General features: G+C 43.6%; 7 protein-coding genes and 1 pseudogene. 1 reads left to right on the top strand and 7 read right to left on the bottom strand.

Annotated features, from left to right (window positions below; translation table 11 throughout):
• Positions 1-59: 59 nt before the first annotated feature.
• The 4 genes and pseudogenes from V470_10590 to V470_02865 form a co-directional block, all read right to left on the bottom strand.
• Positions 60-5,375, bottom strand: a pseudogene (locus V470_10590) (peptidase).
• Positions 5,376-5,477: 102 nt separating this feature from the next.
• Positions 5,478-7,073 (bottom strand): membrane protein, encoded by a 1,596-nt coding sequence (locus tag V470_02875; GenBank protein AHZ47382.1) that lies wholly within the window; start codon positions 7,071-7,073, stop codon positions 5,478-5,480.
• A gap of 11 nt (positions 7,074-7,084) precedes the next feature.
• A complete protein-coding gene (locus V470_02870; GenBank protein ID AHZ47381.1) occupies positions 7,085-7,495 on the bottom strand; it encodes a peptide deformylase in 411 nt (136 codons plus the stop codon).
• A 104-nt stretch (positions 7,496-7,599) separates the two neighbouring features.
• Positions 7,600-10,296, bottom strand: coding sequence for an ATPase (locus V470_02865; protein AHZ47380.1), 2,697 nt, complete (start codon positions 10,294-10,296; stop codon positions 7,600-7,602).
• 306 nt (positions 10,297-10,602) lie between these two features.
• Here V470_02865 and V470_02860 point away from each other — a divergent pair, with 306 nt between their 5' ends.
• Positions 10,603-11,796: a cation transporter gene (locus V470_02860; GenBank protein ID AHZ47379.1), complete on the top strand. Its 1,194-nt coding sequence runs from the start codon at positions 10,603-10,605 to the stop codon at positions 11,794-11,796.
• A 53-nt stretch (positions 11,797-11,849) separates the two neighbouring features.
• Here V470_02860 and V470_02855 read toward each other — a convergent pair whose 3' ends face one another.
• The 3 genes from V470_02855 to V470_02845 are packed head-to-tail and all read right to left on the bottom strand — an operon-like array spanning position 11,850 to position 15,507.
• Positions 11,850-12,461, bottom strand: coding sequence for a hypothetical protein (locus V470_02855; GenBank protein ID AHZ47378.1), 612 nt, complete (start codon positions 12,459-12,461; stop codon positions 11,850-11,852).
• Positions 12,458-14,326: an antibiotic ABC transporter ATP-binding protein gene (locus V470_02850; protein ID AHZ47377.1), complete on the bottom strand. Its 1,869-nt coding sequence runs from the start codon at positions 14,324-14,326 to the stop codon at positions 12,458-12,460. Before V470_02850 ends, V470_02855 begins: the two co-directional genes overlap by 4 nt.
• On the bottom strand, positions 14,323-15,507 hold the full coding sequence (locus V470_02845) for a tRNA CCA-pyrophosphorylase (protein AHZ47376.1): 1,185 nt from the start codon (positions 15,505-15,507) through the stop codon (positions 14,323-14,325). The genes V470_02850 and V470_02845 overlap by 4 nt, the downstream gene beginning before the upstream one ends.
• Positions 15,508-15,512: the final 5 nt, after the last annotated feature.

Below are 15,512 nucleotides of genomic sequence, written 5' to 3'. Positions count from 1 at the left end.
CCACTGAGCAAGCCATTCACCTAAAAAAAGAAGATCACTTGGATCTTCTTTTTTCGTGCCTATCTTTCAAAGATAGACTGTCTGAAATCGTCTGTAGCACGTAGATAAGCATTGAAAATACGATACTTGAGTTGGGCGACACTGCTCTTAGAGCTGTCTGATAAGGCACGATCAATGTTCTTAGCTGAGGCATCCGCTAGTACTGCTAAGTACATATAATCTTGTAATTCCTCATAAGAAGAAATCGTAATTTGTCGTTTGCTATCTAGTTTTCCTGCTTCAAACTCGATAGTGATAGGGCGAAGGAAGTTTTGAGCCTTGTTGTATCGCTCATTCAACATGGCTTTCTTCAAATCCTTCCATGATTCATACTGGCTACCATAGAGATTTTTGAAAACCAAATCATCTCCAACTACTCCGACATCTCCTCTGTTCCAGATTGAGTAGGTCTTATGACCTTCTTTAAGCGCTTGGCCAGCGTATTGGCCAGATACATATGGGACAAATCCTTGTTGGTAACCCTTGTCTCCGAGCAATTCATAAGCTCTACGGCGGAACATAAGTCCCCCAGGTGCACCAGTTGGATTGTCCAGAGCTGCATAGAAGGAAGCAAACATATTGATGACATAGTAGCCATTTCGTCCAAAGCTAGCTCTATCCCAACCATCGCGACGACCAATGATATTATGGTCAACCAGAGCATCGACAGATTTTAGTTTGGCTGCTTCTTCGGCAGTTATAGGGACAATTCGATCATCAGCGTGAGCTTGTTTACCATAAGACGTATTCTCAAATTTATAATTTTCAGCCTTACGGTACCATTTCATTTTCTGTTGATCAGTTAGAACTCCAGTAACAATATCCCCTTCTACATAATCCAGAAGGTTCAGTACATCAAAGACTCCATGCATGTAGTCGCGAAGAGCATCTGCTGAGGAGAATCGGGCAACAGGATCATAGGTATGGTAACGTGTGGTCGAATCTTTATCTCCCTGATAGAAGCTATTGAGCACGAGACCTTTTTCGCTAACATTGGTTACAGACTCTAACATTCCTGTAGCAAAACTCTCAGGTCCTTCACCCTCACGACGACCATGTCCTTCAAAATAGATAGAACCATCCGAGTTGTGGGTCATTTCATGGGTATAGACCATGGTTCCAGAAGCTCCCAGCATCTGGTCATAGACGTAGAAGACTTCATAACCATTGGCAAAGGCTCCTAGTCCATTGTCTCCGTGATATTTGCCAGCAGGGCCAAAGAAATTGTACATAGCAACAGAGGTCTTATCATTACGCGGAGCCCAATATTGCTGGCCTTTATCATTATAAAGAAAGAAACCGTCTGTAACGATCACCCGTCTGAATAGAGTGTCTTTCCTGTTTGGACTTAGAATGTTGTACCACATGTCATAGTGGTTTCGTTGCCATTCAGCTGATTGATCCACAAGTTTTTCAACGTGTCGATGGAGTTCCTCACCTGAGAGAACTCTGCCACCTTCTTTCCTGTAGCCTCCAAAGCTACCAAAGGCAATGGTCGACATATTGCTGATGATATAGACATCTCTTTCAGGTAAGGTCAGAAGTTGGAGGACCATTTGCTTGAAGCCCCAATCTCCCTGAGTCAGTCTGTCGTAGACCTTGATTGTATACTTACTCTTACGATCTGCATTGTCCTGTTTAGCCTGAATTTCTGGCAGACTTGAACGAGCTTCTACGATATAAGCCTTGGTATTTTCCTTGAACCACTCACTGTTGGTTTTGTTTGGTAAGAAGAGTTCGCGCAGACTTTCTAAGTAAGCAAAGAGGTCTCCTTTGCCTTTTTCCTTGGCTAGGAATTGTCGGTAAGCATTGAAGTTGTTTTGCGCTCGAAGATTGCCCATTCCAGAGTTCCCGAGAGCAATGATAGTATCCAGTGTCGAAGCTGCTTGATTACCAAAGAAATCAAACTTATAGGCATTAAGGTCCTTGGTGTTGAACGTTCCATAGTTGACATTGTACCAACGATTGAGATAGGTCAGACCAAGCAGGAAGGCCTCTTTGTTCTTTAGAATCTTTTGGCTAATCGCATCCGCTACGGCAGAACCTAGGGTGTTAATCGACTTGTCAACTGAAAGTACCTTGAGGAGCTCCTGACCTAGTTCAGCCTTGGTTTGTTCAAAGGCTTTTTCTAGATAAAGATCATCTAAGGAAGCTGTTTCACCAATTCCCAGTACCTTACGCACTGCAGTTGAGTCATAAGTCACAGCTTTGAGTTCATCCAAGACATTCTCTTTAATGGTCTGATAGTCCGATAGAAAGGCCTCTGGTGTATAGAGCAAATTCTTATCAGCAATGCTATATTCTGCAATCTGGCCATTGGCAAAATCACCCTTGTAGGTCAGATCAAGATAAGAGATTGTCTTATCTGCATAATGCAGCATCAGTCTATTGATTTCACCCTTATGGCTGTTGACATCCGTTATCAGTGTCTCATCTTTCATCGGAACAACATCTAGCAGGGCTACTTTGTTGAGTTTATCATCTTCAGCTAATTGGTTGGCTGTATGAACGATGAAGTCTTTGTTGTAGAATGGTAATAGTTTTTCTACATTTTCGTAGGCTTGCTTTCTGGACTCCTGGGCTCCCCTCACTCGACTATAGTCTGTTTGATGCTGGTAAGCTTGCTGCAATGACTCTTGGTCCGTCAAGTTTGAAGTGATTCCAAAGGACTGACGTTTGGCTTGCGCATCGGCTTCTGAAATAGAACGGACAAAACGCTCATCTTTTCGATTTGCTGTAGTTCCTTCAAGAACATAAGAGTCCCGAACAGAGGCCTCAGGATACGGATCTCCTGTCATCGCATGACCATTTTGAACCTTGACACTAGTCAAGACATTTCGGACCTGTCCATTGTTCCAAGTAGATCCGATCGCTCCACCGACTTGGCCAGAATGACCTCCATTTTGGATAGAACCAGTCACATAAGAAGTTTCTAATCTAGCTCCATTTTGCAAGCGACCAATCAAGCCTCCAACACGCTGGTCTCCATTTCGACCCGTTACTTGGATAGATACATCCGCCTGACTCTTCTGCGCCAGTGATTGGTTGCCGTGGAAATTACCAACCAAGCCACCAACATTGTACTCCTGCCCCCCATCTTGGGTGCTGGTGATAGACCCTTTAAAGGCAACATTGGTTAGTTTTGTGTTTTGGGCAACTCCTACGAGTCCACCGATATGTTTGTTCCCAGATAGACTACCACTTACAGAAACATCCGTAATCGTTGCATTTTGAGCATTGCTAGCCAAGGCCCCGATAGAGTCCTTACCTGTAACTGCAGCCGATTTCAAGGTCAGTTGCTGGATGGTGGCATTTTTCAAGGTTGCAAAGAGCGGTTTTGCCAAGTTGTAGATGGTATAATCTTTGCCATCCACTCGGCTAGTTAGGCTACCTGAAAATTCTTCTGGTACATAGCTTGTCGCAGACTGTTCCAACTGGAGTTCATCTGCTGAAACATCCGCTCCTAGTTTGAAGTTTCCAGTCGGGTTTGACTTCATAGCCTCTATGAGCGCTTTGAAAGACGTATAGACACCTTCTTGGCTAAGAGGCGTTTTCGGCAGTTCAAAAGAGTAATCTGGACGATAATGATCCCCTTCTCCCTCGACGAGCTGATTAGCTGATACCGTTACGGAATAGGCATTGCCTTTATCAGTAATCTTAGAAACAGGTAAGAGCATATCCTTGAACTTGTCTGACTGAATGCGGACATAGTAGTTGTCCAAATCAGACGGCACTTCTGACAAGGATAGGTAACGTCGGTAGTGACTGCCATCTTTACCGTACAGTTCGATGCGGTCAATGTCTTTGATTTCAACCTTCTTATAATCTAGCTGAACTGGACGTTGATCCTCTATACTAGTTTGTTCCCCTTGACCTAGGTCATATTTCATGACAGTTTTGAGGGTATAAGGAGTATAGTAGTCCAAGTCACCAAGTATCAATTTTTGAGTGAGGTCCGCAAGGTCGACTTCCTTAATTAACGTTTCACCCTTGTATAGCTGCACTTTGGCTGATTGATAGCTAGCTGTAGCATCCGTCAAGTGATAGCTAAGAGAAACTTGGCGTTTGTCTTCTTCCTTCTCGACACGGACTAGAGAGAGGATTGGTTTTCTCTTGACACCATCCAGAGCTTGACGAGCTGCCTCGAGATCCGTCCGAACTTGATCGACCAAGGCTTGATTGGCCAAAGGATTGTCCAAAACGAGCTTGGCCTGATCTAGAGCACGGCGATAGCGGAGTTTGGCTTGTTCATCAGCATACTGGTAAGCAACTGTAGACTGAGTCACATCCTTCATGTCAAATTCAACTCCAAGAGTTTTCTTATCAACAGGTTGGCCGTCTAGATTATTCTTAGCAGTTTCAAGGGCCTTTTTCAAAGAATCAACCTGTTCTTGACTAGCATGAGATGCCTCAAAGAGAGCTTGGGCATTTGCGACTGCCTGTTTATAAGACTCTTGATCTGCAGTGGTATCATTGAAATACTGATGCGTTTTCTGAATGCTATCGGCCTCTTCCACTAATTGGTGTAAGGGTTCGAGGTCGAGAGTTCCTTTTTCTGGTTCCACAGGAGCGTGATCCACATTTGTAGAAATTGGTTTTGTACCGACTTTGATAATCTGAGGAACTGCTTCTTTTGTGATAGTGTTAGAGATTTCCTCTGTATTTTCGACTTTTCCATCTACTAAATACTGACGAGTCACAATCGTACGGACACCATCTTGACCAGCTTGGCTAACTTCCCTTTGCCCCAAAGGCAGGTCTGCACTTTCCACTTCCTTAGTTGGATAGGGTTCGGCCACTGTTGTGGTAACGTCCTTTTCTTCAACGTTTAAGCTTGGAACTTCATTTACAGGAGCGTCTGTTGGTTTCTCGCTAACAGGAGCTGTTCCGACCGTTACGATCTCTGAGACCGCTGGAGTCGTCACTTCGTTGGAGATTTCCTGGCTTCTCTCTACTTTGCCATCTACTAAATACTGACGAGTCACAATCGTACGGACGCCATCTTGACCAGCTTGGGTTATCTTGGTCTGGCCAACTGGTAAGCTATCACTCTCTACTCGTTCTCGAGTGTAGGGTTCTGCTACCGTCGTGGTAACATCTTTTTCTTCAACGTTTAAGCTTGGAACTTCATTTATTGGGGCGTCTGTTGGTTTCTCGCTAACAGGGCCTGTTCCAACTGTTACGATTTCTGATACTGCAGGAGTTGTCACTTCATTAGAGATTTCCTGGCTTCTCTCTACTTTTCCATCTACCATGTACTGACGGGTGACGATTGTACGCACTCCATCTTGACCAGCTTGGGTTATCTTCGTCTGGCCAACTGGTAAGCTATCACTCTCAAATGAAAATCAAAGAGCAAACTAGGAAGCTAGCCGCAGGCAGTACTTGAGTACGGCAAGGCGACGCTGACGTAGTTTGAATTTGATTTTCGAAGAGTATTATTGTACTTTAAAGGTCTTGAGATAATTATCTTTTCCAACTTGACCTTCAAAGGATTGCCCATTTTCAAGGTAAGGAAGGTCGTCTGACACGGAAGCCTTGACTTTATAAATCTTGCCATCAACTTTGAAGAAGTAGACGGTGTCACCCTTGATAACAGCTGATTTAAGGTCTGAAACCACTCCCTTGATGTTTTCTACCGTTTCATTATCCAGCTCGAGGTCGTTTTTATTGGCATATTTGCTGAGGAGTTCATCTACTGTAGCTGCTACGATGACGTTTTGGTACTCTACTGCATCAACCAAAGCATACTCCTTGACCAAACCTGCATTGTCCTTCAATCCCATGATGTAGAGCGGTTTGTCATTGAGATTGACAAGGATAGGGAAGGTCGCCTTATAGGCTTTTTCCTGCACTGCTCCTTCTGCGGAAGCACGGGCTGATTCTTCGGTTGCTGAAGCTAGATTGTACTTGGTGATTTCACCAGTGCGCATATTTTCAAGGATAAATCCTAGATTACTTTCGTCAGCGTTGGCTGAAGTCACCCCAGTGTAGAGATAAATGTCATTTCCGATAGAAAGATAGTTATAGCCCTCGGTCGTTTGGGTAACGTTTTTCTTAGAAATCAAGGCATTCCAGAAGCCGTCTTTATACTTGCCGTTATAGTTGATTTGCTGGATGGTTTCTTCTGCTGGATAGACACGATCCACCCATTTTGGTACTTCATCCAAGCTGTATTCCTTGGTTTCTCCATTGGTGGCGTCTAAGATAATAACAGACGAAGGGCGAGGAACTCCTAGACCAAACTGCTTTTGATAAACGGTTGCTACATAGAAAGGATTGCCTTCATCATCCACCTCAAAGGAGGGCGTTTTAAAAATCTTGGTTGGGTACTTGATCCGAAGATGACGTTTGACATCGCGGTTAAAATACTCGGAGTCTGAATACTTCATTGGCGTTTTTAAATCCACCAATTCCGCATTTCCTGTCACCATATCAACCTTGATATACTCGCCAATTCCCTTGGACTGATTATTAAACCATTTGATCGGGTCGGCATACTCCAAAGGAGTTACTCGATAAGGTTTGCCATCAACCGTCAGCTGAGTATAGGTATCTGCTGCCACATACTGGGAGACCTTATCCGTCAGAGAGCCTAGATAACGGTCTCCAATCTTCTCTGCAGTGCTCCGATCTAGAATTGGAACCTTACTGGTATCACTCTTAGGAAAATCTTTAAAATCTTTTTCTGTGATAGACACCACATTAGCATAATTTTTTGCTTGGAAAAAGCTAGAGGTTACTAGGCTAACAAGACCAGCAAGGGCAAAAATGATACCTGCAGTCAGAAACAATCCTCTACTAAGTTTGGTAAAAAGGAATCCTTCTAGATTGAGATCTTTGGCAGCCTTGCCATGGCGTACATGAACAGTTTTGAGGAGATTGGTATCCTTTCGGAAACTAAACAAAATCCCCATCACCACCAGATGCCCACAGAGAAAGAAGATGAATTCCCAACTAGTCAGATTGAAGGGCGGTAAAAAGATATACCAAGTCGTTGCGATAAAAACAAGTTCAAATAGTATGCGTTTCATCTGAGTTCCTCCTAAATAATCCGTCCTTCCAAATGATCCAGTTCATGCTGGCAGATCTGAGCTGGAAAACCTGTTAGCGTAATGGTCTGCTCCTGCCACTTACTATCACGATAGGAAACCGTAATCGTTTCATAACGAGTCGTCGTTCGAACACCAGTCAAGGACAAACAACCTTCCTCGGTCTCGTAAGGTCCTTTATAAGAAAGGAGAATGGGATTAAACATGACCATGGGAACCAAGCCAAGATTAAAGATAATCACGCGCTTCTGCACGCCAATCATATTAGCCGCTAGACCGACACAGGTTTCGCGATTAGCCAGCAGGGTATCCTGTAAATCTCTAGCCAGATAAAGGTCTTCCTGACTTGCAGGTTTTGAGACCTGCGACAAAAATAAGGCATCTAGGACAATTTTCTTTTCCATTCTCTTTCACTCCTTGCTACTTTACTTTATTATAGCACAAAAGGGAGCGACTTCTAGTCCTTTCCCTCAAATGCAAAAAAAGCCATCCGAAGATGACTTTCTTTTTAAATCGCATTCTTATCAAGACCAAGTTTACGTTGAACAAACTTGACGATTTCGACGATAAGTATCATTGAGAAGCTTCCAGCTAGAACAATACCCCATTGCGATAAGTCTAGTTTGGTTACGTGGAAGATACCTTCAAGCGGTTCTACAACGATGGTCGCCATCAGAAGGATGAAGGATACCAAGATGGACCAGTTAAAGGTCTTAGACTTGAATGGGCCAACTGTCAAGATGGATTGGTAAACAGACTTGACATTGTAGGCATGGAATAGTTGAATCAAACCAAGGGTTGCAAAGGCCATAGTAAGGGCATCCGCATGAATGGCATGATTGTCACCCACATGAACTGGGTAAGCAATTGCAAGTCCATAAACACTCATAACAATAGCTGCTTGGAGTACACCTTGATAGATGATAGAACTCAAAACACCACCTGAGAAGAAGCTTGACTTACGTCCACGAGGTTTGTGGGTCATAACACCTGGCTCAGCAGGTTCAACACCAAGAGCGATAGCTGGGAAGGTATCGGTGACCAAGTTGATCCACAAAAGATGAACTGGCTGCAAGACGTCCCAACCAAACAAGGTTGATAAGAAGATAGTTAATACTTCAGCAGTATTGGCAGAAAGTAAGTACTGAATAGTCTTTTGAATGTTTGAGAAGACCTTGCGTCCTTCTTCAACTGCGACGATAATGGTCGCAAAGTTATCATCTGCAAGAATCATGTCAGAAGCCCCCTTAGAAACCTCTGTACCAGTGATTCCCATACCGATACCGATATCGGCTGTTTTCAGAGCTGGCGCATCATTAACACCGTCACCTGTCATAGCAACAACCTTACCTTGTTTTTGCCAAGCCTTGACGATACGAACCTTGTGTTCTGGAGATACACGCGCGTAGACAGAGTATTGACCAACGACTTTTTCAAATTCTTCATCTGAAAGTTCGTTGAGTTCAGCACCAGTCAAGACATGGTCTTCCGAGTCATTTTCATCGATGATTCCCAAACGTTTGGCAATGGCTTCCGCTGTATCTTGGTGGTCACCAGTGATCATGATTGGACGGATTCCCGCTTCCTTAGCGACACGAACAGCTTCTGCTGCTTCGGCACGTTCAGGGTCAATCATCCCAATCAAACCAGTAAAGATCAAGTTGTTTTCAAGCTCTTCAGAAGTAGGATTTTCTGGAATACTATCGATAATCTTATAAGCACCCGCAAGGACACGCAGAGCTTGGTGAGCCATGTCAGAGTTGTTTGTGTGAATTAAGTCATTGATTTTCTCATCAATCGGAGCGACATCTCCAGCCTTATCCCGAGCAACACAACGTTTCAAAAGTTGGTCAGGGGCTCCCTTGACTGCTACGAGGAATTTACCATCTGGTAATGGATGAACCGTTGACATGAGTTTACGATCTGAGTCAAATGGTAACTCAGCTACACGAGGATATTGCTCTAAAAATCCTTTAACATCATAGCCCTTGTCCAAGGCATACTGGATGAAGGCTGTTTCCGTTGGATCCCCAATCAGGTTTCCTTCTGCATCAATCTTAGTATCATTAGCCAAAACAACAGAACGAAGAAGAGGCATTTCAAGACCTAGTTCAATATCATCAGCTGAATCATGTAGGACTGCATCATAGAAGACTTTTTCGACTGTCATCTTGTTCATGGTAAGCGTACCAGTCTTATCAGAAGCGATGATCTCAGTTGAACCAAGTGTTTCAACTGCTGGCAACTTACGAACGATAGAGTTTCGTTTTGCCAAAACTTGAGTACCAAGGGCAAGAACGATGGTCACGATAGCAGGAAGTCCTTCTGGGATGGCTGCAACAGCAAGCGCAACAGATGTCATCAACTCACCAAGTGGATTTTTACCTTGAATGAAGACTCCGACTACAAAAGTAACAAGGGCAATGACCAAAATTGCATAGGTCAAGACCTTAGAAAGGTTGTTCAAGTTTTGTTTGAGTGGTGTATCCGTCTCATCCGCATCTTGGAGCATGCCAGCGATATGACCCACTTCCGTGTACATACCTGTATTGACAACAACGCCAAGACCACGACCATAAGTCACATTTGAGTTTTGGAAGGCCATATTGACACGGTCACCAATACCAGCATCTGCAGAGAGCTCGACAGTCAAGTCTTTTTCGACTGGAACAGACTCACCTGTCAAGGCTGCTTCTTCAATTTTAAGAGAATTAGCTTCTAGCAAACGTAGGTCTGCTGGCACTACATCACCAGCTTCAAGGGCAACGATATCACCTGGTACCAATTCTTTGGAATCAATCTCAGCCATGTGCCCATCACGAATAACGCGAGCAGCTGGACTAGACATAGACTTGAGGGCTTCGATGGCTTCTTCTGCTTTTCCTTCTTGGTAAACACCAAAGGCAGCGTTGATGATAACCACGGCTAGGATAATGATGGCATCTGCGATATCTTCCCCACCAGAAGTTACGACTGACAAGATAGCCGCAGCAACTAGGATGATAATCATCAAATCCTTAAATTGCTCGATAAACTTGACTAGGAGAGATTTTTTCTCACCCTCTTCCAGTTCATTGCGTCCATATTCAGCTAGACGTTTCTGCGCTTCGCTAGACGAGAGACCTTGTTCAGTTGCTTCAACTGACTTCAAGACCTCTTCAGGACTTTGAGTGTAAAACGCTTGGCGTTTTTGTTCTTTTGACATGTGTCTCCTCCTTGACATTGTGTGCAAAACAAGTTCTCTTTTAGTTTTATGACAAACAAAAAGAGACCTGTTAATCATAACAAGTCTCGCTGTTTAAGATAGTGCCGGAAAACATACTTTTCAGTATACAATTCGGAATGACGACACTATCACAGGTTTCTGCCAGCTACTCCCTTGAGTAGTACTATTATATCAAAATTTGAAAAGTTTTCAAGGGTTTAAATCCGATGAAACAAGACTAAATTTGAATTTTCCCTTGAAAACCAGTATAATGGTAGAATACTATATGACTAGAAAGGAAGCCCGATGAACCAATCCATGTCAAATCTCAAATTGGCAGAACGTGGAGCCATTATCAGTATTTCAACCTACCTCCTCTTGTCTGCGGCAAAATTGGCAACTGGTCACCTCCTGCATTCTTCCAGTTTGGTGGCAGATGGTTTCAACAACGTATCCGATATTATCGGAAACGTTGCCCTCTTGATTGGGATTCGGATGGCCCGCCAACCTGCAGACCGTGACCATCGCTTTGGTCACTGGAAGATTGAAGATTTGGCTAGCTTGATTACTTCCATCATCATGTTCTATGTTGGTTTTGATGTGCTTCGGGACACCATTCAGAAAATCCTCAGTCGGGAACAAACACCCATTGATCCTCTGGGTGCAACTCTAGGAATCATTTCTGCAGCGATTATGTTTGCTGTTTATCTCTATAACACACGCCTCAGTAAGAAATCCAAATCCAAGGCTCTCAAGGCAGCTGCTAAGGACAATCTTTCCGATGCTGTCACCTCGCTTGGGACTTCCATTGCTATCTTAGCCAGCAGTTTCAATTACCCTATCGTGGATAAATTGGTCGCTATCATCATCACCTTCTTTATCTTAAAAACAGCCTATGATATCTTTATCGAGTCTTCCTTCAGTCTTTCAGATGGTTTTGACGACCTTTTGCTAGAAGACTACCAAAAGGCCATTATGGAAATTCCAAAGATTAGTAAGGTCAAGTCCCAAAGAGGGCGGACCTACGGTAGCAATATCTACCTTGATATCACCCTGGAGATGAATCCTGACCTATCTGTCTATGAAAGTCACGAGATTGCGGACCAGGTCGAATCCATGCTGGAAGAGCGTTTTGGAGTCTTTGATACCGATGTTCATATCGAGCCAGCTCCCATACCTGAGGACGAGATTTTAGACAATGTCTATAAAAAACTGCTCATGCGTGAGCAATTGATTGACCAAGGAAATCAGCTAGAAGAACTCCTTGCTGAGGACTTTCTCTATATCCGTCAAGATGGAGAGCAGATGGATAAAGAGACTTATAAGGCTGAAAAAGAACTTAGTGCTACGATTAAGAACATTCAGATTACCTCCATTAGTCAGAAAACCAAGCTCATTTGCTATGAGCTAGATGGCATCGTCCACACCAGTATCTGGCGTCGCCATGAGACTTGGCAAAACATCTTCCATCAGGAAACAAAAAAAGAAGACAAACAGTGACCCTATCCAGTGGATAGGGCCTTTTTGATTATTCTACTTTAAGCAAAGACAGACTATGACGGTTTGGAAGATTTGGTTTTCGAAACTTGTTTTGTCTGTTTTCTAGCTTGGCGATTTTGCTCGATGCGCCATTCTCTTTCATAGTACTTCATGGTCTCATAGACCCTTTCAGGAAGTCCTACATCTAGTAGAAAGATAGGGATAATTAAGTCTGCTGACGGATGAAAAGGGAGAATCCTTCTCTTCAACAGAGCTAGAAAGGATTGGGATTTCACATTTTCCTTGTTTTTAAAATAGACTTCAATCCGATAAGAATCCCTATACTTCCCTCGAATCCGAGAGAAGGAAAAGTCCTCTACATCTGCCCAAGCGTAGAAATGACTAGGTTTCTTTGGATTTTGTTTGTAGTAAAACCCCTCGACAGTACATCTCAAATACTCCTTATCCAAGCTTAACAGTCTGTATGTCTGATAAATGACTACTCCAGCACAAAAGAGGACAAGCAGTATTAATAACAGACTTATCGTATGAAGTCTGGTTCCCTTTTGCGAGTACAAATGGAGATAAGAGAGAGGTAGCAAGAAAAAAAGCACTGAAGTCAAGCCAAACAAGGCATTCCAAATGATTTTCTTGGGACTACGTTTAATGACTTTTTCTTCCATCACGCCAACTCACTTAGGTATTCATAACGTTCGTATTTTTCAAGGAGTGCTTCGTTTTTCTCATCTAGTTCTTTTTGAAGAGTAGCTAGTTTACCAAAGTCAGAGCCGTTTGCCTGCATTTCTTCTTCAATAGCAGCGATACGATTTTCCAAGGCTTCAATATCGCCTTCAATGCTTGCCCACTCCTGCTTTTCTTGGTAGGTCATGCGTTTCTTGTCTTCACGGACCTTGACCACTTTCTCCTTTTCTACCTTTTGCACTTGATTGGCCATATCAGTTTCAAAAGCTTTTTCATCAAGGTAGTCGGTGTAATGACCAAAGAAAGGACGAATCTTGCCATCCTCAAAAGCGAGAATCTTGGTCGCTACCTTATCTAGGAAATAACGGTCGTGGCTAACTGTCAAGACAGGACCCGCAAAGCCCTGCAAGAAATTCTCCAAAACTGTCAAAGTTGCAATGTCTAGGTCATTTGTCGGCTCGTCCAAGAGAAGTACATTTGGTTTTTCCAAGAGCAATTTGAGGAGATAGAGGCGTTTTTTCTCGCCACCAGACAATTTCTCAATCAAGGTTCCATGGGTTGAACGTGGGAAGAGGAACTGCTCCAGCAACTCAGCGATGGAAGTCGTAGAACCACCACTGGTCTTGACCTCCTCTGCCACTTCCTGCAGGTAATTGATAACGCGCTTGCTTTCATCTAAACCTTCGATTTGTTGAGAAAAATAAGCGATACGAACGGTTTCCCCAATCACAACTTGACCTGCTGTCGGCTCAAGATTTTCTGCAATCAGGTTAAGAAGAGTTGATTTTCCAACACCATTATCCCCAACGATTCCGATACGGTCTTTGGCTTGAACCAAAAGGTTAAAATGTTGCAATATCGGCTTATTCTCATAAGCAAAGGAAACATCTTTAAACTCGATAACCTTCTTACCAATACGGCTAGTTTCAAAGTTCATGGTTAAGTCTGTTTCAGCAACGCCACCTGAAACTTCTTTTTTCAAGTCGTGGAAACGATTGATACGAGCTTGTTGCTTGGTCGCACGCGCCTGCGGTTGTCTGCGCATCCAGGCCAGTTCTTGTTTGTAGAGTTGTTCTTTCTTGTGGAGAAGAGCTGCGTCACGCTCATCTTGTTCAGCCTTGAGGCGAACATAGTCCTGGTAATTTCCCTGATACTCGGTCAAGCCTGCTCGGTCCAACTCGAAAATCCGCGTTGATAGTGCATCTAGGAAATAACGATCATGTGTGATAAAGAGAACGGTCTTCTTGGAATTTTTCAAAAAAAGAGTCAGCCACTCAATGGTCGCAATGTCCAGATGGTTGGTAGGCTCGTCCAGAAGCAAGAGGTCGTGGTTTCCTAGGAGAACTTGCGCCAACTGAACACGTCTTCTCAGACCACCTGACAATTCCCCAACAGGAGTGGATAAGTCCTGAATACCTAGCTTGCTGAGAACCGTCTTGACCTGGCTTTCAATTTCCCACGCTTGGAGAGAATCCATCTCAGCCATGACCCGTTCCAAATGAGCCTGCTTGTCCTCACTGTAGTTGAGCATGATCAACTCATACTCACGAATGAGCTGGATTTCCTTGAGGTTGCTAGAAAGAACCGTATCCAAGACCGTTTTGCTATCATCAAAATCTGGATTCTGGGTCAAGTAGCCAATCTGGTAGTCATTCTTAGCGGAAAAAGGGCTAACATCACCATCATAGCCTGAAACTCCAGAAAGGACGTCCAAAAGGGTGGTTTTGCCCGTTCCATTGACACCGATCAGACCGATTCTGTCCAAGTCATGGATGATAAAAGAAATATCCTTAAAAACGGTCTTGTCACCAACGGATTTACTTAGTTTTTCAACGATAAAATCACTCATTTTTTCTCCCTTAGGTAAACATGGATGGCTTGACGGTCATTTTCCAATTCTCCATCGACAATGGCAAACTCAATCTCTGTTAAAATCTCTCCCAAGTCTGGTCCTGGCTGGTAACCATATTCCTTAATCAAAATTCCACCATTAATCTGGATTTCTTTCTTATCATGAATGGTCAAACTATGGTAAGTTTCTTTGATGGTTTGTGGGTTGACTTCTTTCCCTTGGGCCTGACGAAGACTTTCAGCTTGTAGAAGGGAATCCAAGTCAAAGCGGTAACAATCACGCTTGCTCAGCTCACCTTCTTCTCGCAAAGCCAAAATAGTCAGTAAATCCTGCACCTGCTTGGCAAACTGTCGTGAGGTTTTCCAAGCTTTCAAAAATGGCTGTGCATCTTTAATCTCCATAGCCCACAATAGAGCCGCCCAGGCTTGTTCGGAAGACTCAAAAGTGAAATCAGTCTTCAAATCAAACAGTTTGTTGAGCTTGTCTTGGCTTCCTGCCATATCTGGAAGATAGTCATAAGCTCGACTCTCAATCATGGAAGCCAGACCAACTCGCCAAAAAGGTGCCAACAAGAGCTTATCAAACTCAACGAAGGTGCGCTCCACTGAAATTTTCTCCAAAAGCGGTGTCAAAGTCTTCATTGCCTCAAAAGTTTCTGACTCAAGTTTAAAACCGAGACTGGCCTGAAAACGGAAACCACGCATAATCCGCAGAGCATCTTCGTTGAAACGTTCACTAGCCACTCCAACTGCTCGCAAGACTTGGTTTTTCAAATCTTCTAAACCATGAAACAAGTCAATGATTTCGCCTGTCTCATCCAAGGCAAAGGCGTTGACTGTGAAATCACGGCGCTTGAGGTCTTCTTCTAGCGAACGCACGAAGGAAACCGCACTGGGTCTGCGATAGTCCACATAGACATCTTCGGTCCGAAAGGTCGTCACTTCATATTCCTCGTCCCCATCTAAAACTAAAACAGTTCCGTGCTCGATTCCAATATCGGCTGTTCGCGGAAAAATCTGCTTGGTCTCCTCTGGATAGGAAGAAGTCGCGATATCCACATCGTGGATGAGACGATTGAGGAGGGCATCTCGAACAGAGCCCCCAACAAAATAGGCCTCAAAACCTGCTTCTTTAATTTTTTCTAATACTGGTAAAGCCTTCTGAAATTCAGAAGGCATTTGCG

Origin of the sequence: Streptococcus sp. VT 162 (genome assembly GCA_000688775.2) — a bacterium.
Lineage (GTDB): Bacteria > Bacillota > Bacilli > Lactobacillales > Streptococcaceae > Streptococcus.
This window is presented reverse-complemented; position numbering and strand designations above follow the sequence as displayed.

Excerpts from the sequence above, each read along its gene's own strand:
- V470_02845 (AHZ47376.1), bottom strand. The coding sequence starts at position 15,507 with ATGCCTTCTGAATTTCAGAAGGCTTTACCAGTATTAGAAAAAATTAAA.
- V470_02875 (AHZ47382.1), bottom strand. The coding sequence starts at position 7,073 with ATGAAACGCATACTATTTGAACTTGTTTTTATCGCAACGACTTGGTAT.
- V470_02870 (AHZ47381.1), bottom strand. The coding sequence starts at position 7,495 with ATGGAAAAGAAAATTGTCCTAGATGCCTTATTTTTGTCGCAGGTCTCA.
- V470_02860 (AHZ47379.1), top strand. The coding sequence starts at position 10,603 with ATGAACCAATCCATGTCAAATCTCAAATTGGCAGAACGTGGAGCCATT.
- V470_02865 (AHZ47380.1), bottom strand. The coding sequence starts at position 10,296 with ATGTCAAAAGAACAAAAACGCCAAGCGTTTTACACTCAAAGTCCTGAA.
- V470_02850 (AHZ47377.1), bottom strand. The coding sequence starts at position 14,326 with ATGAGTGATTTTATCGTTGAAAAACTAAGTAAATCCGTTGGTGACAAG.